Origin of the sequence: Paenibacillus marchantiae (genome assembly GCF_028771845.1) — a bacterium.
Classification (GTDB): domain Bacteria; phylum Bacillota; class Bacilli; order Paenibacillales; family Paenibacillaceae; genus Paenibacillus; species Paenibacillus marchantiae.
In genome coordinates, this window is sequence record NZ_CP118270.1 from 3,866,326 (window position 1) to 3,890,148 (window position 23,823).

Genomic DNA, 23,823 nt, shown 5'->3' on the forward strand with positions numbered 1-23,823 from the left:
TTTCTCTAGGTAACACGTTCTAACGACGTTAGGAGGCGATGATACTGAACCTCAAGTTGGTAGAGTCCTTTATGGAGCAACAAATCCGTTTTAATGACAATAAAAGTTTATTTTATAATGGAGGCAAGTCTACATTAGGGCCATCTCCGCGAACGTTGTGCTGGCTAATGGAATATCGCGCTCAAGTGGCAAAAGCATTAGAACGTATTTTTACAGATGGATTATTGAATCATTTTACAATTAAACTAGCAGAGCAAGGAGTCCGCCATTTTATCCAGGTGAACCAGTTTATGCAGTTTACGAGCAATGACAAGTTGCAATTGGCAGAATTATATAAAGATCAATTTATGCGGATCTGGTCTCTTTTGCAGAATGAGAGGGCAGAGGAAGAGGTATTACAGCAATTTTTCCAGAAGCATTATCAACAGTTAAGAACATTTCTAATACAGACCAATGGCGAGGAATTGTTTAAAAAATATACAATTGATCCACTTCTGTTCTGGGTGCCTTGTGAGGAGTATTCGGCGGATCTGCAGGTATCCTGGCTCGGCTTGGATATAGAGCACCTGCATCCGCCGGTGCTTGATCTTGGCTGCGGCCCGCAGGCCAATTTGGTCCAATTTTTACGTGGAAAAAAGATAGAAGCTTATGGGATGGACAGACAGGTGGAGGAATCGGAAGAGCGGCCGTTTTTGCGACGTGTGTGCTGGATGGAATCTTCTTTTGAACAAGAACAGTGGGGGACAATAATATCCCATTTGGCATTCTCCAACCATTTTACACATCATCATCTCAAGGCAGACGGCGAACCGGAAGTATACGCTCAGAAATATATGGAGCTTTTAAGAGCGCTAAAACCAGGAGGTTCCTTCTACTATGCGCCGAGTGTTCCTTTCATAGAGTCATTCGTAAATCAACTTCCCCAGTACTTTGTATGTCGAAGCTGGATAACACCAACACAGCAAATGACGCGAATTACACGGCTGGACTAGATGAAAAAGGGGGAGAGCCAAATGAAGATTGCGTTTATGCCGGATACGTACACTGTTGAAGAGCTAAAAGTCCCTAACTCGCAAGATAGGATGTACTGCATAATTGATCTAGAGGGCACAGGAATTAACCCGGCAGAGGAGAGTGTGACCCAATTTGGTGCAATGAACTACAAAAAAGGAGAATCATTAGATTCAACGTTCACTTCACTTGTACGCGCCTCTAGGCCGATTCCGGAAGCGGTCACGAAGTTAACGGGTATTTCAAATGAGGATATGATCCAGGCTCCCTCATTTGCAGAAGCATACCAGGCTTTTCTGGAATTCATCGGGGATAAGGTATTAGTCACGCAGGCGGGTTATGAGTATGATTTGCCCATATTGAAACGACATTGTGATATGAATGGGCTGATGATGTTTTCCAATCCGGTGTTGGATACAAAAGCGATGTTTACATATATTCATCCTGAAATCTCCGAGGTCATCTCTACCGATTTCCTGATCCGGTATTATGAACTGAATACAGACGGAATTCACAGGCACAATGCCTTGGCCGATTGTGGTGTGATTGCTCGTATTTTCGAACATGTCCTGAATGAATATCAGGCTCTTGAATTGGATCATTTTACTGCGGATGGGAAACATGTGATGAAGCGTTTTGTGATTCCTGAGATGTATTTGACAGCGTCGAATGGAGGAGGGAAGCCAGATGAGTAGAGTGGATGCAGATAAATTGCTGGCTGATTTGAATGCGGGGCTGATGATTAATCAGCAGACATTCGAAGGACTGGAAGTGGAAGCCTATCTGGATCAACGGGATGCTTCCGAATTTGCCGATGAGTGGATGCAGGCATTTGAACGGATTGCTCAGAATTCTGACGTCGTGGAAGAAGAATTGCTTCGTGTTTGCAGGGAACTGGCTTTCAAACGAACGATTGCTCTTGCGGGCGATCCGGAACTAGCGGGATATGTCAGTGATGATATTGGTTTGATTGGTGCTGCTCTATTACAGGATGAAATGCAGAATTTATTTGTTAAGCAATTACTTGAACGTTATCAACAAGGTACATTACCCCTGCGTTAAGCGGGGGTGACGGTTGTATATTCTTTTCGTTTGTATAAAAAAATAGCTTCGAATGTGTATTGTGAGTTTTGCACAGCATAAGGTACAATTCATCTAAGCATTGAGTGAGAATGATAATCATTATTTATAAAACATGTTCTCACCGATACAACAACAGATTACATAGGGGTGAAGGGTATCATGGTAAGGTTCAGTAAAGGCTTCAAAGGGTTGACGATCATACTGCTACTCATGGTTGTAGTTATATCGGGCTGTAGTGCAAATTCTGAGTCAAAAGCAGAACAGGCTCCTGCATCTGGGACCGCAGTATCAAATGGCAGTACATCTGAAACAACAGAAAAAGAAGCTGAGACACGTGTCGTTCAGGATGAATTCGGCGATGTGACGATTCCGGTGCATCCGCAGCGGATTGCTGGTATCTATGTGGAGGATTATCTGAAAGCACTAGATATTACACCTGTAGTTCAATGGTATCACCCGTTGTGGGGAGTGCAGGAATATCTGGATCTGGATGTGCCTCAATTTGATACTACAGGAAGCATTGAGGCTTTGTTGCAATATGATCCAGATCTCATCATTGTGGATGGCGGAGTGGACATGGAGAAATATGAGATGTATTCAAAGGTGGCACCGACGTATCGCCTGCCTGAAGATATTCTACAGGATTCCAATAAAATTTTAACGACCATTGCGGATGTTGTTGGTAAACCGGACAAGGGTAAAGAAGTTGTTGCGGCATTTGAAGCCAAGATTGCAGACGCTAAGGCGAAGCTTCAGGAAGCCGTTGGGGATGAGACCGTAGCGGTTGTCCGACTGAATATCAGCAATAATACATTGGCATTGTTCGGTGTGAAAAATCGATTTACCGGATTTATTTATTCGGAGCTTGGTCTAACACCTCATCCACTGGTCGGCAACATGGAAGAATATCAGGAAATCCTGTCCGAAGAGGCTTTTCCAGAGCTTGATGCGGATCACATTATTGTATTTCCATCCAATGGAGAGTGGTCATCTCCAGAGAACAAGGAAGCTTTGAAGGTGCTGGATAGCAAGTTGTGGAAATCTCTCCCGGCAGTCAAAAACAACCATGTATACATGATGGAAAGATCGTATTGGCAATCAGGTGCGATTACGGCAAACACATTGAAGATTGATGATCTCTTGCAAAAAATGACGCCATAAGCCTTTTCCATAAGAAAGTTCTTCCCTCAGGGTTGAAGAGCTTTCTTTTTTCGTTTACACTATTGTAAATGATAACAATTCTCAATTAAGGAAGATGAATATGTGTCCCACGATTGTACAACTGATTCCCAAGCCCTGGTTATGCATGCTTCAACATATGAAATACATGGATTATAGCCAAGTCAATATCGCCAATAGGCAGACATATAACATGACATCATCACACGCTCTTTTCGTAGTGACGGGTGGGCATGGCTCAATAGATTCTTTGGATAATAGGGACACTCGCCTGGAAAAAGGGATGATTCTGTTTGTTCCGGCTGGACGTACCATTGTGATTGAAGGCTCCAGTGAGTTGCAATATTACAGACTTGAACTGATGGTAGCTGAGGTAAAAGAAGATACGTCCAGTAGGTTGAGTATAAAAGACGAAACGGCGCAACAAGGGCTTCCAGTCTTGATTTCAGATCCAGATCGGTTGCCTCTTATTGAGCTGAATTATAGTCCATGGAGTTCCTGTCTGAAATCAGTAGAACAGATATCGCGTGGGCAGACTGCTCATGATTGGCTGGATCAATGGGAGATGCAACTGCGTTTTCAGGAGTGGTTCCGAGTGCTGCTTCGGCAAAATGATCCCGAGATTGAATCGCCGGATGACCGTGCTCGGCTTCAAAGCTCGATTCGTTATATTCGCGAACACTACGATCAGCCCATAACAGTTGATGATCTGGCAGCAGAGATCCGGCTTACCAGATCCAGTTATACCCGACGATTCAAGGAGATCACAGGCAAGCTTCCGCTTGATTATGTAAATGCTGTACGATTGGAGCATTCCAAACTGCTGTTACAGATGACCGATGATCGCTTGCATGATATTGCACAGAATGTGGGATTTAATAACGAGTATTATTTCGGCCGCCGATTCAAGCAATATGCAGGTGTTTCACCAGGGGTATATCGGCGCCATTACCGTCAAGAAGTACGTGTGTTTGCACCGTATCTAGAGGATTTTGTTCTGGCTCTTGGAATAAAACCCGTGTTGCAGTGCTCCCATCGCTCATGGGGCAGGCAGCATTATTTGGGAATGGAAGATATCCCTGAATTCGATGTTACTCGGATAGATGCAGGTTTTAATGAAACGAATGTGCCTGAATTTATTATGTTGAACGACGGGTATAAACGCTGGAATCTGGATCGGTTTGAGCAAGTAGCACCGACGTTTTATATGGAGCACGAGGGTGAGGACTGGCGTTCCATTTTGAAATCCACAGCGGATGTGCTGGGAAAGGTAAGTCGGGTGCAGGATGTAATAGGTGATTATGAAGAAAAGGCGCAGGAAGCCAAGAAACGTTTGACACGTCATATGCGTGGCCAAACCGTCGCTTTTTTGCGTATTTCTGCATCGGAAATTACACTCTATGGAAATCAGTACGGTTACGTAGGACCTGTGCTGTATCAGGATCTCGGATTAACCCCGCATGTTCGTGTTCAGCAATGGGCGAGTCAAAGTAGAAGAGTCGGTATTGGGCTTGAGAAGCTATGTCAGCTTGAGGCAGATCATCTCTTTATCACATTTGATAATATGGATTCTGCCTACCCCGGAGAGGAACGGAAGCTCCTGGAGAGAGAGGAGTGGGAACGGCTGCCTGCAGTAAAAAGTGGTCACGTATATGAGGTGGATTTTATGACCTGGATGAATTATGGTGTTATATCCCATGGGAAGAAGATCGATGATATATTGCGATTTATGGCCTGAATTAGACTTGAGTAATGTAAAATCTCCTGAACCACTATACTTCCAAGGTAGTTGCATTCCCAATCCTTTTATTTCATTTTTTTCTTTTTCTTGCTCTTAACAGCATTTAGCGAATTGACGAAGGCAGTTGTCTTGTTTTCGATCGCACATAATCGCTGACATGGCTGAGAATAAATCAAAGGCGTGGTCGCCTGACAACCAGAATAAGATTATGGAAGCATTAGAGCTTAATGATATATCTCAATTAATTCATTATGAAAAGGAGCAGAGGGATAATCTCGCTGCTTCTTTTTATTCTTAACTGACCTCATTGATCAATTCCTCGTTATTATTTCTCACATTACCTACTGCAGAATCCACCTTGTATGCTATCATTTCATCGGCATCATGCGGGCTGAGAAGCCTCAGAACGCTTTCCTTGTCTGATTCCTTGTTTAGCCAATCCGCTTCATCTTGCGGCCGGAGAATGACTGGCATACGATCGTGGATGTCCGCCATAAGACTGTTAGGTTCCGTAGTAATGATAGTGCAAGTTGAAAGCTTGTTACCTTCTGGATCAATCCAAGTATCGTATAGGCCAGCAAGCGAGAAGATGGAGTCATCTTTCATTAAAATCCGCATTGGTTGCTTTACGGATCCATCCTTTTTCCATTCATAAAATCCCGAGCATGGGATAATACAACGCTTGGAACTGATGAGGCGTTTAAAGGCTGGTTTCTCTGTGAGTGTCTCTGCACGGGCGTTAATCATCTTATTGCCTATTTTTTCATCCTTGGCCCAATTAGGAACTAGACCCCATCGGAGCGACCCCAATCGATTACCGTCTTTGCTACCGATAATTGTCGGGATGAATTGCATAGGCGCAGCGTTGTAATTAGGTTTGTACTCAAATCCTTCAGCAATAGAAGCATAGTACCTCTCCATAATTTCTTCAATTGGATCTGTAATCGTGAATCTTCCGCACATATCGAAGCCTCCTTTAAAACGCTATAGTATGTAATTTAACTCAAATCTTTAACGTTAGAAACGGGTAATATGTGGAGTTTATGCGAAACAACATGGGAAAACAGCAACGTATGCAGGCAGGTTTGCATATGAGCAAAATATATAGAAAAAAGCCTGTTCACTACTGAACGGGCTTTTTGGTGTGGTATTACTCAGGTGATCCAGGAGATTTAGTTTTTCTCCATAACAGCAAAGTAATTGTTTTCATCATCTGCAAAGTTGAATACTCTTCCGCCAGGCATCGTTACAATCTCGCCAACCGTAACTTGTTTATTGGATAAGTGAGTGTAAAGTTGATCCAGGTTATCTGTGAAAAGCATAAGAGATGGTGTGCCAAGGTTTAAATCAGGGGACATTTTGGCAACGAATTCTTTGTCGTGCAGGATAATGGTGGTTTGAGCATCCTTCACAGGAGCAATCTCGATCCAGCGCATTCCATTCCCATTGACTTCGTTAACGATATGGAAACCTGCTTTTTCTGTCCAAAATTGAAGAGCCTTATCCTGATCATTTACATACAACATAATTTGTCCGACTTGAGTAAACATTGATTTACACTCCTTATATACGTAGTTGATCATGGTTGAAGCAGGTATGCCTTGGGATGTATCTTTTTAGATAGAGTCAAGCTTTATATTACCATATATGAGCACCTGTCATACAACTTCAATTCAAGCACAAAAAGAGGAAGCATATGTCCTTGACTGCCGCATTGCGACATACCATTAGATAAAGGACAATTCGAGCGAACGAATTGCCTTTTAAGCACAGCCATGTAATGGCAGATGGGAGCGCTGTAATGACGAAACGGGTAGTTCTATTGGAAGAAGGTACGGCAGAGATGAAAGGGCTAATGGGTATTAAAGGGGCTGAACTTGCGGAGTTGCTCCAGGCAGGTTGGCCCGTTCCGGCCGGATTCATTGTAACAAAGGAAGGCTGTCGCGCATTCTGTACCCGTCTTGCACATCTTTCAGCTGAAGGAACCCAAGAGATTGGCAGCGCAATTCAGCATCTTGAGCAGCAATCCGGCAAATTCTTCGGCGATTCCTTAACACCGCTGCTGCTTTCCGTCCGGTCAAGTGAATCGAGTTCCCGTAATACGGCATCCCATGCTTTGCTTCATGTAGGACTGAATGATGTGACGGTGGAGGGGCTCGCTAAGCAAACGAATGATCGTCAGTATGCCCTTAATTGTTATCGAATTTTATTACAAGATTATGGTCAACTGGTGTACGACATTCCGTATGATCTATTTGAAGAAAAATTGGAAGACATCTCGATACTCGATGAAGCGAATCTAGAATTCACCATCGCGGAATATAAACGTTTAATAGAAGAGAGAGGACGTCATCCGTTCCCTCAGGATGTGCAGTTACAGTTAAAACAAGTGATGCGTGCAGTTTCTGATTCACAACGTGTTATAAGGCCCAACTCCCAACAAGAACTTCTTCGTAATCCTTCTCATTTCTCCGATGAAACTCAAGGAGCAGCTGTTCTTATACAGGTGATGGTCAATGGCGAGCGTGGTGACCGCAGCGGGTTCGGAACGGTATATTCTCGTCATCCAGGTACCGGGGAACGAGGTATGACAGGGGATTACATTTCAACTGATGCTTCTCGGCGTTCGAATGAAGGACTGGATCAACTGCGGAATGAAGAGTCTGAACTGTATGGTCTTTTGCAGGATGCTTGCGGTTATCTGGAGTCTCACACGAGAGAAGTACAGGAGATTCAATTTGTTGTGGATTCTGGGATCTTGTATCTTGTGGAAATTAGTGAAGCAAGGTTAACCTCACAGGCGACGCTGAGGAGTACTGTAGATCTTGTGGATGAAGAGGTAATCACCAAAGAGGATGCCATATTACGTATCCAGCCTTGGCATGTGACGGAATTGCTGAAAGCATCTTCAAATTTATCATCCGAGTTACAGCTCCTACTTGAATGGGCAGATGAAATGAAGGGGCTTACAATACTTTCGAATGTGGATCATCCAAAGGACGCCGTGAAGGCTCGCTCGTTAGGGGCTGAGGGCATTGGATTGTGTCGGACAGAACAACTGTTGTTGTCTGCTTCGAGATTTCCTTTTGTACAGAAAATGATTCTGGCAGACAGCGAAGCAGAGCGCAAACGTGGACTGGAACGTCTGTTGCCGATGCAACAGGCTGATTTTGAACAACTCTTCGAAGCGATGGATGGTTATCCGGTAACCATTCGATTGCTTGATCCGCCGCTGCATGAGCTGCTGCCTGATATTGAAAGGTTAAAAGAACGACGTGAGCAGTTGGCTCTCAGGAAATTAGAGGAAAATAACACCGAAGTGCAGGAGCTTGAGCGTGTCATTCACAGGGTGCTGGAATTGCATGAACAATATCCGTTGCTAGGACAGCAGGACTGTCGACTGGGAACTGTGTTCCCGGAAATCTACGATATGCAGCTTGAAGCCATTTTTCGTGCAGCGGTGAAGGGCATCCGCCAAGGGTTATGGGTGCGGCCTGAGATTATGATTCCTTTGGTGGGCAATGCCAATGAACTTCAAGTCATGAGAGATCTGGTGGATCATGTAGCGGACCAGGTGCTTGGAGAGGAGAAGCGTCACTGTCTTTACAGAGTGGGAGCACGAATTGAAGTTCCTCGAGCGGCATTGACTGCAGCTCCTATCGCGCGTCATGCGGACTTCTTCTCGTTTGGCACCGATGAGCTGACACAGATGACGTTTGGTTACAGTCGTCATAATACGGAGAAGCCTTTCCTTCATTTTATTGAGTCACAACGCTCACTGCCCAGCAATCCATTTCAGGTACTGGATATTGACGGAGTGGGGCAGTTGGTGGAGATGGCCCTCGTTCAGGGCCGAATTCGGAAACCTCATCTAAAAGCAGGCATCTGTGGCGAGAATGCAGCCGATCCGGCTTCCATTGCTTTTTGCCACCGGATTGGTCTGGATTATGTGAGCTGTCTGCCAGAACAGGTACCGCTTGCCCGTATCGCTGCCGCACAGGCGGCACTCCTTGCTCAGAAGCAGGACCCAAACGAAAACAGGCAGGACGGCGATATATCGACGATTGCGTAATGTTTCCATATCCCCTCATGGAATACCAACCCTAAAACTGTTATACTGAAATATGCGTTTTGTAAAAGGAACGTAAAAATTTCAGATAAGGGTTGAAAGCGACCATGTTTAATTCCAAAAATGAGCGGACCTCATCACGGACTTTATTTGCCGTGTTATTTATTCTTATGCTGCTGAAGCTGTCGCTTTTGCGGTATTTCTTTTTCCAGGGTCTGTCTGGCATCGGTTTCGTTACTGACGCATTGGGGGCCCTGACAGTGGTATGCATCCTCGATCTGATCGTGCCCAAAGGGTGGAAGCGTTCAGTGTACGCAGGTTTTAATGTGTTGTTCTCGCTGGTATTGTTCGCGGCGACACTTTATAACGTACATTTCAGTTCGGTTCCCACATATACGGCACTCAGCGAACTGGGCCAAGTCGCCCAAGTGAGGGGCAGTATCGGGCCTTTGGTGCGACCTGAGCACTTCCTGTTTTTTGTGGATATCGTACTCGCTCTGCCCGTATGGTTTATCTTGCGCAGTCGACGTGCCTCAGCTCGTAACAGCAGCTATCGTGACAGTGGACTCCATTTCGGCAGAAGCCGGAGACGGTATTGGGGCAAGTTGGGTGTAGCCCTTACGGCTGCTTTTTGCATCGTGCTGTCCGGCAGCTTCATTGTCAAAGGGGAAACCATTGATAATGAACTGGTTCGTGCCGAAAATCTGGGCTTTCTGAATTACCAGGTGTCATCGGCGATCCTGACGAGCAAAGAGAATGAAGCCATTGCGAATGGCAACATTAACGAAACCATCGACAAGATTAATCAACTGGTTAGCAAGTATCCGTATCAGGATAAGTCGAGTCAAGGCACAGCTATCAAAACCAAATATTTTGGTCAGGCCAAAGGAAGCAACCTGATTGTCCTCCAACTGGAGTCATTTCAAAACTTCCCGATTAATGCTTCTCTCGACGGTCAAGTACTAACCCCGGTTCTGAATGATCTGGCCAAAGAAAGCTATTATTTCTCTCATTTTTTCCAACAGATCGGACAGGGAAATACATCGGATGCAGAGTTCATGTCGAACACATCCATCTATCCAACCGGAGTTGTACCTATGTCAGCAGGGTATAGTGACCGTGATCTGCCAAGTCTTCCAAAACTGCTTGGGAAAGAAGGATATGAATCTGAAACGTTCCACGTTAATGACGTCACCTTCTGGAACCGGAACAAAATGTATCCTGCGCTTGGATTCAATCGGTACTTCGACAAACCCAGCTTCAAGAATGATAAGTTTAATGATTTTGGACCATCGGATGAGGAACTATATCGTGTAGGTGTGGAAAAAATGGCTGCGCATCAGGCTGCTAATCAGCCGTTCTATGCTCAGTTCATTACAGCATCCAGCCACTCACCGTTCACGGTTCCTGCGGACCGGGCGAGAATTACCATCCCGGCCACAATCACCAATACGTTACTGCATGATTACCTGCAAGCGATCAATTATACGGATTATGCAGTAGGTCAGCTGATCGATGAACTCAAGGCAAACGGGTTATGGGACAACACAACACTTGTTATATATGGTGACCATTTTGGTCTGCCGGCAAACGATGAGATTACTCAGCAGATTCAGACCAATCTGGGCGTGCCCTATGACGGTAAAGTTAGTCGTTTCAACATCCCGCTCTTGATCCACACACCGAAACAGGCGAAAGGTCAAGTCATAGAACAGCCTGGTGGTCAGTTGGATATTTTGCCAACGGTGATGAACTTGATGGGTGTCTCTTTGAAGGAAGAGAAATTCACAGCCTTTGGACACGATTTGCTTAACATGGACCATAATGCGTTCGGTATCCGGTATTACTTGCCGACAGGTTCATTTGTGAACAATGACATTATGTTTATTCCGGGTGCGGGCTTTGATGATGGAACAGCCTACTCGTTAAAAACGTATGAACCCGTCACGGATCTTGAACCGTATCGTTCTGACTATGAGCACGTGCTCAGCTTGATGAAGCTGTCTGACGAGTATGTGAAGCTGTTACCCAAACGTGCACCGTAATTGAATTTTTAAATGTATGAAATACTATAACGTCACTGGCTCACGAGCTGGTGGCGTTATTTGTTTATTCATCGTAAATCGAAACGTGTAATGAACGTGTAACTGAGAAGCAGATATCCTTTGAAACTGTAATCAATAATGTTACAATGGAAGATGCAGCCACTAACGCAGATGACGAAAGGAATGAATATAGATGAAACTTAGTGTACTTGAACATGGACATATTAATGAAGGACGGACGGTACAGGATACCCTTCGGGAGACGGTAACTCTTGCCAAACATGCGGATGAACTGGGCTTCTCCCGCTTCTGGATGTCGGAGCATCATGGCAGCGGGGCACTGTCATTTTCCAGTCCGGAAGTTATGATTGCACACGTTGCAGCACATACCGATCGAATTCGCGTAGGTTCGGGAGGCATTATGCTGCCCCATTACAGTGCATATAAAGTTGCCGAGAACTTTCGTTTGCTGGAAGCACTACACCCTGGCCGAATCGATCTTGGCATTGGTAGAGCACCGGGCGGCATGCCGATTGCCAGCAGGGCTCTGAATGAAGGAAAGTCATCGAATGTGCAATTCTTCCCGCAGCAGATTGCCGATCTGGGTGGATACTTTCATGAACAGCTGCCGGAAGATCATCGTTTTGCATCCTTAGTAGCCGGACCATCCGTACCAACTGTTCCCGAAGTATGGCTTCTCGGCTCCAGTTCCGAAGGTGCACGAATTGCTGCAGCACAAGGGACCGCTTACGCGTTTGCCCAATTTTTCGGAACGCCGGGTGGAGAGGAAGCGATGAAGCATTATCGCAGACATTTCAAGCCTTCTATCCTGAATGACAAACCACACTCCATGATTGCGGTGTCGGCATTCTGTGCAGATACTGAAGAAGCGGCCGCTGAACTGGCTCGCAGCAATGAATTATTCTTCCTGCGGCTTGGCCGGGGTCTGGAGCAGAACTCATTCCCATCCCTGGAAACGGTGAACAACTATCCATTTACGGCCATGGAGATGGAACAGATCCGTCAACGCCGTTCTTTTTCTATTGCAGGTACACCGGATCAGGTAAAAGACAAAATTACGGCAATGGCTGAACGTTATGAAGCGGATGAAGTTATTATTGCATCAGCGATTCACTCATTCGAGGATCGTTTGCGTTCATTCAGCCTGATAGCGGAAGCCTTTGGTATAAAGCAGGATTAATCGGTACTGAACGGGAATTAGTATTCTGAAATGGCTGGAGCCTTGCTTAGCAAGGTTCCGGTTATACTCTTGCGTGATCAGGGAGAGGAGAGATTCACATTCGCAGATGTGTCATTAGTGATATTCATGGCTGTTACGACGAATTCAATGCTCTGCTTGAGCAGGCAGCATACGATCCGGAGCAGGACGAGCTGATTTTGTTAGGTGATTATGTCGACCGCGGACCGAAGAGTAAAGAGGTCGTGGAACAGATTATGCAGATGCACGAGCAGTACAACATTATTGCGATCAAAGGAAATCATGATGCGATGATGGTCAAGGCGCTGAACCATGATGTCGAGGACTATGACAAACACTGGATTCGTAATGGAGGTTTACAGACGCTGGCCAGCTATGTTGAGGTTTCTTTGGATGATGAGCAGTTGGACTGGGATGTTTATACTGAAGCCAAACAGTGGCTCCGTACACACTATGAGCATCATCTTCGTTTTTTGGAACAGCTTCCCCTTGTATACGAAATTCCTGGTTATATCTTTGTACATGCCGGGATTAATCCGGATGTGGAGGATTGGCGGACTCAGTCAGAGCGTGACTTCATTTGGATTCGGGAGCCGTTCTATTCAAGACCAACATCGCTCAAGGAGACCGTGGTATTCGGTCATACTCCAGTCAAAAATTTGCATAACGAGCCAGGTGTCTGGTTTGACCCCAGTGGAGACAAGATTGGCATTGATGGCGGATGTGCTTATGGTGCTCGATTGAACTTGCTGGAGATCAGCGAAGACGGGAGTCTACAGACTCTTTTTGTGAAAAGAGGAGAGACCCGTCAGGGTCCCGAGGTTTAATCCACGCGGCGAATTTCAAATAAATCTCTTTAAACAAAAGTATAAATTAAATCCCGTTGAAGCTCTAACCTTTTACTTTCTTGAGAATGTGGATTGGTATACATACCGACAATGGATCGAAGCTGGCGGAACGGCAGAGTTGTGCATTGGTTTACGGAGTATAAAGGCAAGACCCTGACATGATTTTGTAATTAATTCGCTGTAAAGGGATTGGAATTAAGCCTTATTAACGCTATAATCAGTAAGGGTATGCTTGAATTATTACATTTTATTAATCTAAATCAGAATTGACGGAGGGCTATTAATATGGAAAAAGCATTAATCTTCGGTCACAAAAATCCCGATACGGATACGATCTGCTCGGCCATTGCCTATGCAGACTTGAAAACAAAATTGGGTCAGGACGTTGAAGCTGTTCGTCTCGGCGAAGTAAACGGCGAAACTCAATTTGCATTGGACCAATTCAAAGTGGCAGCGCCACGTCTGATCAAAACAGCAGCTAACGAAGTGAACAAGGTCATCCTGGTTGACCACAATGAGCGTCAACAAAGTGTCAGCGATATTGAGGAAGTGACTGTTGTTGAAGTTATCGACCATCACCGGATCGCGAACTTTGAGACAAGCCAGCCTCTGTATTTCCGTGCAGAACCTGTAGGTTGTACAGCAACCATTTTGAATAAATTGTACAAAGAAAACGGTGTGGAAATCAGCGCACCGATTGCTGGTCTGATGCTGTCCGCAATCATTTCCGACTCCCTGTTGTTCAAATCCCCAACATGCACAGAGCAAGATGTAGCAGCAGCACGTGAACTGGCTGCCATTGCTGGTGTGGATGCAGATAGCTATGGTCTGGAGATGCTGAAAGCGGGCGCGGACCTGAGTCAGAAAACGATTGCTGAACTGATTTCCCTGGATGCGAAAGAATTCGCTATGGGCCAAGCAAAAGTGGAAATTGCACAAGTGAACGCGATTGACGTGAATGATGTGCTTGTGAAACAACCTGAGCTTGAAGCAGCGATTGAAGCAATTATTTCCAGCAAAGGTCTCGACCTGTTCGTATTTGTCGTAACCGACATCCTGAACAACGATTCCGTTGCATTGGCTTATGGTGCTTCCACCAAAGCTGTAGAAAAAGCGTACAATGTAACATTGTCGGATAGCAGAGCGTTGCTCAAAGGCGTAGTATCCCGCAAATCGCAAATTGTTCCAGTTCTGACCGAAGCGTTCAACTCGTTGTAAGATGCACAAAACCGACGTATAACCATTACGTCCAGATATATGATGAATATTCAGTTACAACATCCAAGCCTGCTCTTGATCTGTCATAGGTCAGGACAGGCTTTTGTTGTAGAGGAGGATGTACCATGATCAAAAATGAAAAAATTAAAGCGACTGAAGTCCAGCTGACCGGCCTGAACGGTGAAGATCTCGGCATCATGTCTACTCGTGACGCACTTGCACTTGCGAAGCAGCATAAGGTGGATCTGATCTGTATGTCTCTAATGACCAGCCCGCCACCATGCAAACTGATGGGCGCTGGAGCAGCGAGACAGGAAAAGCAGCAAGAGAAGAAGAAGGCGGTAAAATCCCCGGATAAACGTAAAGTGAAGGAGATCCGACTGAACCTGCAGATGGAAGACCACGATCGGGAGACCAAGCAATCTCAGGCAGAGCGTATCCTGACGAAGGGGGACTCGGTGAAGCTCGTCATCCAGGTGCATGGAACCAAGGAAGGAACAGCAGGCAAGGAATGGGCAGAACAGCTGTGCAAATCTCTGGCTGAGTATGGCAGTAAAACGACAGGTATTCAGGTGAGCGGCAAACAGGTCGTTGTACAGTTAGACCCCATTGGATAACAAAGATGAACGAATTCAGCTAAATAACAAGGAACTGTGGGACAATCCGGTTGTTATTAGGTTGGCTTTTCCTAATGTTCTAAAAACCCCGTAGAGCAACAGTTGACCTGCTGCTCTACGGGGTTTTCAGCATGAAATATCGTTATAGCAATTCTGTACTCCTAATGATACTCACGCTTCAAGCTGTTTAGACTCGCAAGTAACGGCTGCCGCCGATGCGTACATACAACTGTCCCGGCAAGACCGGAGTAGATGAGGCTGTTTGTGAATTCGAGTTACTGTTCTTGGCGTAGCGGGATAGATATAGAAAGTCCGGATAAATTACCGTATCCATCAAATAGGCTGACACTGTACTTCCAGGAATGCGGTTTTGATTCAGTGAACGAATGATTTCTTCCCCGCTTGCAATCCCGATTCCATGACCATAATATACGTCTTCACGCAGCATAATGGTATTCTCTCCCTGCCACTCTGGTGTTTCAGGGGAAACGTCCGGATTTTTGAAGTACAATACGTCTCCAGGAAGCGCAGAGTCGCTGCCGTTCTTCTCCGTTAATCGCAGATCGCTGTCATAGTGCCAGTCGTAGAGCAGCAGGTTGCGGAACAGTGAATTGAAATCATCTTCCCGAATACTGTTCAATACTCCGCCATAAAGGACAATCACAGTCGCTGTTGCACATTCAAAGGCATACAAATGACCATTCTTCCATATGTCCCGGATTCCTTCCGCAGGCGTTACCTCAGATCTTAGTTCAAAGCCACCTTCAGCATTTCGGTTCCAATAGGCAGGATTACATCTGGATTTCTCGAACGAGGCAAAGCTGACCCCGCTTCGATCGAGTGCTTCTGCTGCATCCACCAGAGACTCGCGCAACGTCCATTCAAAGTGAAGATGATCCATGGATTGATATGTGTATACTGTTGGACTGTTCTGTAGTTGCTGTAACCAATGCCATGCAAAAGCAGACCAATCCGAACGTACCAGCTCAATCGGTTGATTCGCAACAATGATCATAATCATAACCTCCAGTATCATTTGGATGTTCAGCCTTGTACAAACCGGTATGCACGCGTATTCTGTAGTATATGACGACACTTATGCGATTTTGTATGTCTACAAGTACAGACAGCATGAACACACGATAAGAATGTCGATTATTGCCTGGAATTTTTGTTGATCTCGTTTATAAATCATGACATTTGGGGTACTACTCTTATAGATGAAGTTATGTTCAGGTCGATCTGTTCATACGGAATATATTCAGATTCCCCATAAAGGAGGATATGTGGTGTCGAATCCAATTGCAGAGAATCGCTCTCTGTTCGAGCAGTTATATACACATGCACCGATCGGCATTGCTGTTACTTCGCATGTGAACGGACGTTGGCTTCAGCTTAATCCGGCATTTTGTGAAATGCTGGGATACAGTGAAGATGAATTGATTGACTCACCAATTGTACATATGATCTATGAGGAAGACTTAGAGATGGAGGAGTTCAGATCCCATTTCTGGGATATGACCAATGGATTAAGTCTGATGTATGAAACTGAGTTACGGCTTAAGCGTAAGGATGATTCTCTTCTCTGGGCGACGGTAAGAGCCTGCATCGTCAGGGATGAAGTGAGCGGCGAGCCGCTTTATTTGCTTGTTCAGGCAGCGGATATTTCGAAGCAGAAGGACGCGGAGAATCGACTGATTATAAAGCGCAAGCAGTTGGAGGAGAGCAGTCGAATCTCAAGATTGCTGGCCGAATCCTCGCTTGATCTGATTGCCATACACCATGCCGATCCGGAGCGGACGTTCAAGTACGTATCTCCAGCCAGCAAAAGTATGTTGGGATATGATCCAGAAGAAGTTGTTGGTCAACCTGGCTTGTTCTGCATTCACCCCGACGACGTGCGTCTAGTTGAAGCTTTCGTGGCTGGTCAAATCCAGGGCCTTGCACCTGATCGAATTAGCTATCGGCTCCAGCATAAGGATGGTTCTGTTATATGGGCGGATACCATCACTCATTATGTATATGACATACAGGGAAATCTGCAGGAAATGATTGGAGTGACCCGTGATATTACAGCGAGCAAGCAGCAGCAATTAAGTCTTCAGGAGTACCAATCATTGTTCGACAGTAACCCTCTTGGAGTTGCTTCATTGGATTTGGACGGAAACCTGCTTAAGGCCAATGCAGGTCAAGAGCAATTGACAGGCCATACCAAGGAGGAACTTCTTAGTTCATCCTTTGATCATCTCATTGACCCGGTGGACCTGGATAAGACGAGGTATCATTTTGAAGAGACCGTAAAAGGAACCGCACAGAGCTATGAAGTGGGGTTGATTCACAAAGACGGACAGCGCATTGAAACAAGTGTGATTAATGTTCCGATTTTGCTCGAGGATCGTGTCGTGGGCGTCTATGGAATAACTAGTGATATTACGGAGTCTAAAAGGTATGTAGAGGAAATTGAAAATCTCAGTTACGAAAGAGCATTGATTCTCAATGCCATGTCTGAGGGAGTCATTGGCCTCGATCAGAATGGTAACCTGATATTTGCCAATCCGATTGCAACGGAGATGATGGATTTCTGTCCGTCTGAGATGAATGGCAAGCCACTTGAAGAGATCATGTTACAAATGCAAAGTGAGGGTATACCTTATCCGTCCAATAGCACTCCTATTCTTCAAGCTGTACGTGAAGGGCGAAGCCTGCCGCGATCTGAGTCTGTATTTTGGAAGCAGGATGGCTCCAGCTTCCTGGCGGAGTTCCAACTGAAACCGATAATGGAGCAGGGGGAGAATCGTGGAGCTGTACTGGTTTTCCGCGATATGACATCGGTGAAGGACATCATTCGTGCCAAGGAAGTGGCAGAACATGCGGACCGAGCCAAGTCCGAGTTCCTGGCGATTATGAGTCATGAGCTTCGTACACCTCTGAATGGAATTATGGGCATGGCCCATCTGTTAAAAGAAACAGAGTTGGATGAGGAGCAGAACGGCTTCGCCGATATCATCATCGACAGTGGTGAATCACTGCTGCACATTCTGAATGAGATCTTGGATTTCAGTAAGATTGAAGCAGGAAAAATGGATCTTGAACGCCAGCCAGTGGATATTAAATCGGTTCTTGGCGGGGTCATGGAACTATTTGCGCTTAGAGCTTCCGAAAAGAATATTGAACTATACTGTGAAATGTCAGAGCAGATTCCCGAACGCGTACGAGGCGATGAAACTCGCATTCGTCAGATTCTGATTAATCTAGTAGGCAATGCCATCAAATTCACGGAGAAGGGAAGCATTCAGGTTCACGTGAACGTTAAGCCAGCGGAATTTTACAATGAGAATCATCTGATCTTGTCCGTTTCGGTCAAAGATACGGGGATTGGCATTCCGTTCAATAAGCAGCATCAACTGTTCCAGTCTTTCTCACAGCTCGATCCGGCTATCAATCGCAAATATGGAGGCACAGGTCTGGGGCTGGCCATCAGCAAGAAGCTGGTGGAACTGATGGGCGGCGCCATTGGTGTACAGAGTGAGACAGGTGAGGGGGCGGATTTCCACTTCACCCTGTTACTTGAACGATGGCAAGATGAGTCCACGGATCAGATTGAAGAGGTGGCTGATCACAACCTGAAGCTGGATCGAACAAGTCTGGCAGCGGGGATCAAAATTCTTATAGCTGAGGATCAGTCATTCAACAGCCATTTGCTGGAGGAAATGCTTCGTAAGCACGGCGGTCTATGTGATATCGTGGAGAACGGTGCAGAAGCGGTGAAAGCATTGGAAAGGGAAACATACGACCTTCTCTTTATGGATATCCAAATGCCTGTTATGGATGGGATTGAAGCGACCTGCCGGATTAGGCAAACCCACCCTGAAATTCCGGTCATTGCTGCCATCACGGCATTTGCAGGAGCGAACGACCGTGAAGCTTGTCTGAAATGCGGTATGCAGGACTTTATCAGCAAACCGTTCAGCTCTACGGAAATAAGTCGTGTGCTAAACACATGGGTTCCGTACATACGCTCCCAGCATGAGCGCTGATGGGCTGCATGTCTCAAGTTATCAAAAAAAATAACCTGCCTCTGAAATTCAAGGGCAGGTTATTTTGGTCTTCCGTGGGTGTTGGTAGTAGCCTGACAGATGTCAGGACCATCCTCCAATTAATCCCGAAAGGGTTACACACTCGTCATCTTCCAGTTCTGCAATTAGGGTAAGTTTTTCGTTGTCATTGGGGTCCACCGAGAATAATTCACGGCGTCCGTCTTCGTGGACAATAATGACCAACTTATTACCGCTTTTTGTATCAAACTGGTACTTCACTCCGATACCAGGCAATGGGCATTCCCGGATATTCATGAAACCTGTCACCTCTTTAGCTTTTCCATAGTTAAGTTAACCGTTCACACAGTACGGATGTATTCTACTATCCATAACACCATTTGGCAAGTCAGAAATGAAATAGTAGTCATCTCCTCCAAGCTTCTTGCGCTGTGGTTAGTTAAGTTAGTTATACATTCCGACTCTGTCGGGTTCGTCTGCGACGGACCATGAACCAGATAAGTAATGCAATGATCAGCACCAAGGCAATGCCCCCCGTAATTATGATGTTCCGAATATTCGGGACCTGTACGGTCAAATCTAGCTTATTCGTATTCAGTGGTGAGACGTGCCAAATTAGGGTTTTTCCGTGATCTTCGACCAGATCTGCATTGGAATCCTGCACTTTGATTGGCAGCGTCAGCTTGAAATCAAAATTGACATCTTTCAGTAGCAGGTTTTTGAGAAATCCGGGGACCTTATTAATTTGGTCTTTGACCTCACCATCGGGTATGGTCTGCATCAGGTCTGCTTCCGCAGCAATATGCAATTTGGAAGTGAAAAATCCAGGTGTAGTGGATTGCTCCATTTTGATTCCATCAGGCAGATCCGACGTGCTGAAGGTAGAGACGGTATTACTTTTCTCATAATGGGTCGTCGCTTTGAGTTGTGTCCGATCTCCCTGGTCCGAAACTTCGGCCTGGAAATTATTCTGCTTCAACGTATTTGCGAGCATTGTCATGAGATTGTCTTGTCCCATCATTCCCAGGGCTGAGTCGGTTACGCTGAGATTCAGGGCCAGATCGGATGAACCGTCCATATTAACCGTGACATGTGCTTCACCATCAGCGCAGGCGGATAGTATAAACAGCATAAGAGTTAGTAAAAAAGCGAGTAATAGCTGACGATAATAGGGTATGCGAGTCGACATTCAGTTCAAACCTTTCTGCGTATGATCCAATTCCAATTCATAGAAGTATAGTATACACCGTAAGGATGGCGGATGAAACTTTGTTCACTATAAGAGCAAGGTAGATCGTACGCTATGATATGATATATCTATAAAATTAGAGTAAAAAAGTAGGCTCCGAAGCATTAAAGGAGAGATTGGATAATGACAGCAAGTGAACATTTGGATGCAGATCCGGTGATGTGGAATAATCGAATGAATGACAAACCGGTTGGAATTACAATGAAAAAGGACACGATATATGGAGTGGAAATGAAGATTTCGTATTTTTGTCAATGTTCAGTCAATTCAAAATGGGTTTCACCGTGTAAACTGATAGTAGTGTGAAGAAATACGGAGCAGGGGGGTTACATTCATGACATATATCATTATTATGGGTATCATTATGGTTGTGGGAATGGTCGGAATGGGCTGGTTCTACAAGATTATGGACAACGATCAACACTAGGGTATATTGAAAAGAAACGTGAAAAGACAAGCCTATAAGCTGGCTTCGCAATGGATGCGAGGCGGGCTTATTTGTATATAATGCCAAAAAGTCTAAATATAGCATGAAAAAATGTCGGATTTAAGTGGTATGCTTGTACATGGAAATGTTTTACACTTACATCTGTAAGCGTTTACATTAAAATTTACGGGAGGCTAACATTATGGGTTTGAAGATGAAAAAAAGATCAGGCAAGAAAGCATGGATGCTGCTGGTCATGTCATTACTGATTGCGGCCGTTCCAATTACAGCCAGCGCAGCATCGGATTCCACAGCGTATGCCAAACTTAATTTCAGCAACAACAAGTATTATATATTCAACAATAGCTGGGGTAGCTCAAGTGTCAGTGGCTGGTCCCAGTCCGTGTATGTGAACAGTAATACTGATCTGGGTTACGTTTGGAACTGGCCAACGACTGCCGGTGGAGTCAAAGCTTATCCTTCTCTTGTCAGCGGCTGGCACTGGACTGAGGGTTTCACGCCAGGCAGTGGGCTGCCAACGCGATTGTCTGCGAACAAAAGTATCAATACCGGAGTAAGTTATTCTAAGGCGTCCAACACTACAGGGGAATATAATAATGCGTATGATATCTGGCTGCATGACATCGGCAATGCGACCTGGTCAAGCACACCCACCGAGGAGATTATGATCTGGAACGATTGGACTTCCGGTGTAGGTCCTATTGGTTCCAAAGTGTTCTCGGATGTATCCATTGGTGGACAAACCTATGATCTGTATCGCGGCGAGATTACCGACAACGGAGTGCATCAATGGTGGGTATACTCGTTCCTGAAGAAGTCAAAATCCCCTAACAACTTTAGCATCAACGTCAAAAACTTCACTGATTATCTGATCTCCAAAAGTTACTTTACCAACAGCAAATATGTAAGCAGTGTTGAGTATGGAACCGAAATTACGAAAGGCAGCGGCCAGATCAATTACTCTAACTGGTATGTGAACGTGCAGTAACGGCTCTGTTTATACGCTTATTCCTGATTTAATGAGATGCTGCTCGGAGGAAAACCCATTTCCTGCTGACGCAGCATCTTTTACTTGTGTATTGGACCTAACATTCATGCGTAACATAGGTAACGAGTGATGTAGCTGCATTTGACCGATGGACAAATATTTTTCGTAAAGTTGGGATTTTTAGGCTGCTCTTTTGTATAATAGGGTTTAGTTCAACTCGGGGAATCCCGAAATATGCCTAACAGGAAAGGGTGTACATAAATGAAATTTAGTGAGTATACGTATACACGTCCCGATCTGGAACAAATCAAAACGTCATTCCGTGAGCTTCTGAGTGGTTTTGAAGCCGCGACTACGGTTGAAGAGCAGAGTGGATATATGGACAAGATTAACGCTTTGCGAAGTGACTTTGAGACTCAGGCACAATTGGTCTACATCCGTCATTCGATTGATACCAATGATACATTTTACAAAGAAGAAAATGAATTTCTGGATGAAAGCTCTCCAATCATTCAAGAATACATCACCGATTATTATCGGGCATTGGTAAACTCCAAATTTCGTGCTGAACTGGAACAAAAATGGGGTTCACAGCTGTTCCAGCTGGCGGATCTGTCCCTGAAAACATTCAGCCCTGAAATTATCGAGGACCTTCAGAAAGAGAACAAACTTTCCACGGAATACAACCAGCTGATTGCTTCGGCCAAAATTCCGTTTGAAGGTGAAGAACGCACATTGCCGCAGTTGCATCCTTTTGAGTTGTCCACGGATCGCTCCATGCGGGAACGTGCATCGGAAGCAAGATATACGTTCATGGCTGAACATGAGGCTGAATTCGATCGCATTTACGACGATTTGGTGAAAGTGCGTACACAGATCGCGAAGAAGCTGGGATATCCAACGTATGTGGAACTCGGTTATGACCGTATGAACCGTACGGATTACAACGCGGAGATGGTGTCCAATTTCAGAGCACAAGTCCGTGATTATATCGTGCCTGTAGCGACGAAGCTCAGAGAGCGTCAGCGCAGCCGGATTGATGTGGATACCCTCTATTTTTATGATCAGGGCTTCAGCTTTAAGACAGGGAACCCGACACCTAAAGGCGATGCAGACTGGATCATTGACAATGGTAAGAAAATGTACGCTGAATTGTCACCGGAAACGGATACGTTTTTCCAGATGATGACCGACAATGAATTGATGGATTTGGTGAGCAAAAAAGGCAAGCAGGGCGGGGGCTATTGCACCTTCCTGAACGATTACAAAGTGCCGTTTATTTTCTCCAACTTTAACGGTACATCAGGCGATATCGACGTATTGACACACGAAGCAGGTCACGCGTTCCAGGTATATGAGAGTCGTCACTTCGAAGTACCTGAGTACAACTGGCCGACGTATGAATCCGCAGAGATCCATTCCATGAGCATGGAATTCTTTACATGGCCGTGGATGGAATTGTTCTTCAAGGAAGATACGGACAAATACAAATTTGATCACCTGTCTTCCGGATTGCTCTTTATTCCTTATGGCGTAGCAGTCGATGAATTCCAGCATTTTGTCTATGCAAACCAGGATGCAACACCAGCGGAGCGCAAACAGGCATGGCGCAATATTGAGAAGACTTATCTGCCGCACATCAATTACAAAGATAACGCCTATTTGGAACAAGGCGGATTCTGGCACAAACAGGGTCATATCTTCTCGTCGCCGTTCTATTACATTGACTACACACTGGCACAAATCTGTGCATTCCAGTTCTGGAAACGCAGTAACCAGGATATGAAGTCCGCATGGGCTGACTATCTGACATTATGTAAAGCCGGAGGAAGCCTGTCCTTCACAGGATTGGTAGAACTGGCAGGTTTGAATTCTCCGTTTGAAGACGGCTGCGTATCCTCCGTCATCGGCGATATCGAAGCCTGGTTGGACGCAGTAGACGATAAAGCACTGTAAGCGAAAAATAAAAATAAAGGTCGAAGAGGTGAAAGGGAACGAGGAAAAAACCTGACGTTACAGCATTCTGAGGCAGGGCGGATTTGAATGTATTCAT

At 45.3% G+C, this 23,823-nt stretch carries 19 protein-coding genes; 14 read left to right on the forward strand and 5 right to left on the reverse strand.

Features of this window, described 5'->3' with window-relative positions; all coding sequences use genetic code 11:
- Positions 1-38: 38 nt before the first annotated feature.
- The 5 genes from PTQ21_RS17845 (at position 39) to PTQ21_RS17865 (ending at position 5,011) form a co-directional block, all read left to right on the forward strand.
- Positions 39-992 carry a class I SAM-dependent methyltransferase gene (locus PTQ21_RS17845; RefSeq protein WP_274566543.1) on the forward strand — a complete coding sequence of 318 codons (954 nt, stop codon included), beginning with the start codon at positions 39-41 and terminating at the stop codon, positions 990-992.
- 21 nt (positions 993-1,013) lie between these two features.
- The gene (locus tag PTQ21_RS17850) at positions 1,014-1,706 is read left to right on the forward strand and encodes a 3'-5' exonuclease (protein ID WP_274566544.1); all 693 of its coding nucleotides are present in this window, start codon (positions 1,014-1,016) and stop codon (positions 1,704-1,706) included.
- Complete coding sequence (locus PTQ21_RS17855; protein WP_274566545.1) at positions 1,699-2,073, forward strand: hypothetical protein; 375 nt, start codon at positions 1,699-1,701, stop codon at positions 2,071-2,073. The genes PTQ21_RS17850 and PTQ21_RS17855 overlap by 8 nt, the downstream gene beginning before the upstream one ends.
- A gap of 180 nt (positions 2,074-2,253) precedes the next feature.
- On the forward strand, positions 2,254-3,255 hold the full coding sequence (locus tag PTQ21_RS17860; RefSeq protein ID WP_274566546.1) for an ABC transporter substrate-binding protein: 1,002 nt from the start codon (positions 2,254-2,256) through the stop codon (positions 3,253-3,255).
- A 211-nt stretch (positions 3,256-3,466) separates the two neighbouring features.
- Positions 3,467-5,011, forward strand: a complete 1,545-nt coding sequence (locus PTQ21_RS17865) for an AraC family transcriptional regulator (RefSeq protein WP_274566547.1) — start codon at positions 3,467-3,469, stop codon at positions 5,009-5,011.
- Positions 5,012-5,308: 297 nt separating this feature from the next.
- Here the strand turns inward: PTQ21_RS17865 and PTQ21_RS17870 are convergent, their stop codons facing one another.
- Both PTQ21_RS17870 and PTQ21_RS17875 read right to left on the reverse strand, forming a co-directional pair.
- Entirely contained in the window at positions 5,309-5,977 is a 669-nt protein-coding gene (locus PTQ21_RS17870) for an SOS response-associated peptidase (RefSeq protein ID WP_274566548.1), read from the reverse strand.
- A 209-nt stretch (positions 5,978-6,186) separates the two neighbouring features.
- Entirely contained in the window at positions 6,187-6,564 is a 378-nt protein-coding gene (locus tag PTQ21_RS17875) for a VOC family protein (protein WP_072732536.1), read from the reverse strand.
- A 251-nt stretch (positions 6,565-6,815) separates the two neighbouring features.
- On the opposite strand from PTQ21_RS17875, the gene PTQ21_RS17880 reads away from it, so the two are divergent.
- The 6 genes from PTQ21_RS17880 (at position 6,816) to infC (ending at position 15,030) form a co-directional block, all read left to right on the forward strand.
- Positions 6,816-9,086 carry a putative PEP-binding protein gene (locus PTQ21_RS17880; RefSeq protein ID WP_274566549.1) on the forward strand — a complete coding sequence of 757 codons (2,271 nt, stop codon included), beginning with the start codon at positions 6,816-6,818 and terminating at the stop codon, positions 9,084-9,086.
- A 104-nt stretch (positions 9,087-9,190) separates the two neighbouring features.
- Positions 9,191-11,128, forward strand: a complete 1,938-nt coding sequence (locus PTQ21_RS17885) for an LTA synthase family protein (protein ID WP_274566550.1) — start codon at positions 9,191-9,193, stop codon at positions 11,126-11,128.
- 193 nt (positions 11,129-11,321) lie between these two features.
- Complete coding sequence (locus PTQ21_RS17890; RefSeq protein ID WP_274566551.1) at positions 11,322-12,329, forward strand: LLM class flavin-dependent oxidoreductase; 1,008 nt, start codon at positions 11,322-11,324, stop codon at positions 12,327-12,329.
- A 152-nt stretch (positions 12,330-12,481) separates the two neighbouring features.
- The gene (locus PTQ21_RS17895) at positions 12,482-13,174 is read left to right on the forward strand and encodes a metallophosphoesterase family protein (protein WP_338020326.1); all 693 of its coding nucleotides are present in this window, start codon (positions 12,482-12,484) and stop codon (positions 13,172-13,174) included.
- Between the two features lie 306 nt (positions 13,175-13,480).
- Entirely contained in the window at positions 13,481-14,413 is a 933-nt protein-coding gene (locus PTQ21_RS17900) for a manganese-dependent inorganic pyrophosphatase (RefSeq protein WP_063563370.1), read from the forward strand.
- Between the two features lie 125 nt (positions 14,414-14,538).
- Positions 14,539-15,030 (forward strand): translation initiation factor IF-3, encoded by a 492-nt coding sequence (infC, locus tag PTQ21_RS17905; RefSeq protein WP_274566552.1) that lies wholly within the window; start codon positions 14,539-14,541, stop codon positions 15,028-15,030.
- A gap of 187 nt (positions 15,031-15,217) precedes the next feature.
- Here infC and PTQ21_RS17910 read toward each other — a convergent pair whose 3' ends face one another.
- The gene (locus tag PTQ21_RS17910; RefSeq protein ID WP_072732542.1) at positions 15,218-16,045 is read right to left on the reverse strand and encodes a protein-glutamine gamma-glutamyltransferase; all 828 of its coding nucleotides are present in this window, start codon (positions 16,043-16,045) and stop codon (positions 15,218-15,220) included.
- A gap of 274 nt (positions 16,046-16,319) precedes the next feature.
- Here PTQ21_RS17910 and PTQ21_RS17915 point away from each other — a divergent pair, with 274 nt between their 5' ends.
- Entirely contained in the window at positions 16,320-19,067 is a 2,748-nt protein-coding gene (locus PTQ21_RS17915) for a hybrid sensor histidine kinase/response regulator (RefSeq protein ID WP_274566553.1), read from the forward strand.
- A 102-nt stretch (positions 19,068-19,169) separates the two neighbouring features.
- Here PTQ21_RS17915 and PTQ21_RS17920 read toward each other — a convergent pair whose 3' ends face one another.
- Positions 19,170-19,382, reverse strand: a complete 213-nt coding sequence (locus tag PTQ21_RS17920) for a cation:proton antiporter regulatory subunit (protein ID WP_274566555.1) — start codon at positions 19,380-19,382, stop codon at positions 19,170-19,172.
- Between the two features lie 151 nt (positions 19,383-19,533).
- On the reverse strand, positions 19,534-20,274 hold the full coding sequence (locus PTQ21_RS17925) for a hypothetical protein (protein ID WP_090805728.1): 741 nt from the start codon (positions 20,272-20,274) through the stop codon (positions 19,534-19,536).
- A gap of 689 nt (positions 20,275-20,963) precedes the next feature.
- Between PTQ21_RS17925 and PTQ21_RS17930 the strand changes: the two genes are divergently transcribed.
- The gene (locus PTQ21_RS17930) at positions 20,964-21,770 is read left to right on the forward strand and encodes a glycoside hydrolase family 12 protein (RefSeq protein WP_231952556.1); all 807 of its coding nucleotides are present in this window, start codon (positions 20,964-20,966) and stop codon (positions 21,768-21,770) included.
- A gap of 261 nt (positions 21,771-22,031) precedes the next feature.
- Complete coding sequence (locus tag PTQ21_RS17935; protein WP_274566557.1) at positions 22,032-23,726, forward strand: M3 family oligoendopeptidase; 1,695 nt, start codon at positions 22,032-22,034, stop codon at positions 23,724-23,726.
- Positions 23,727-23,823: the final 97 nt, after the last annotated feature.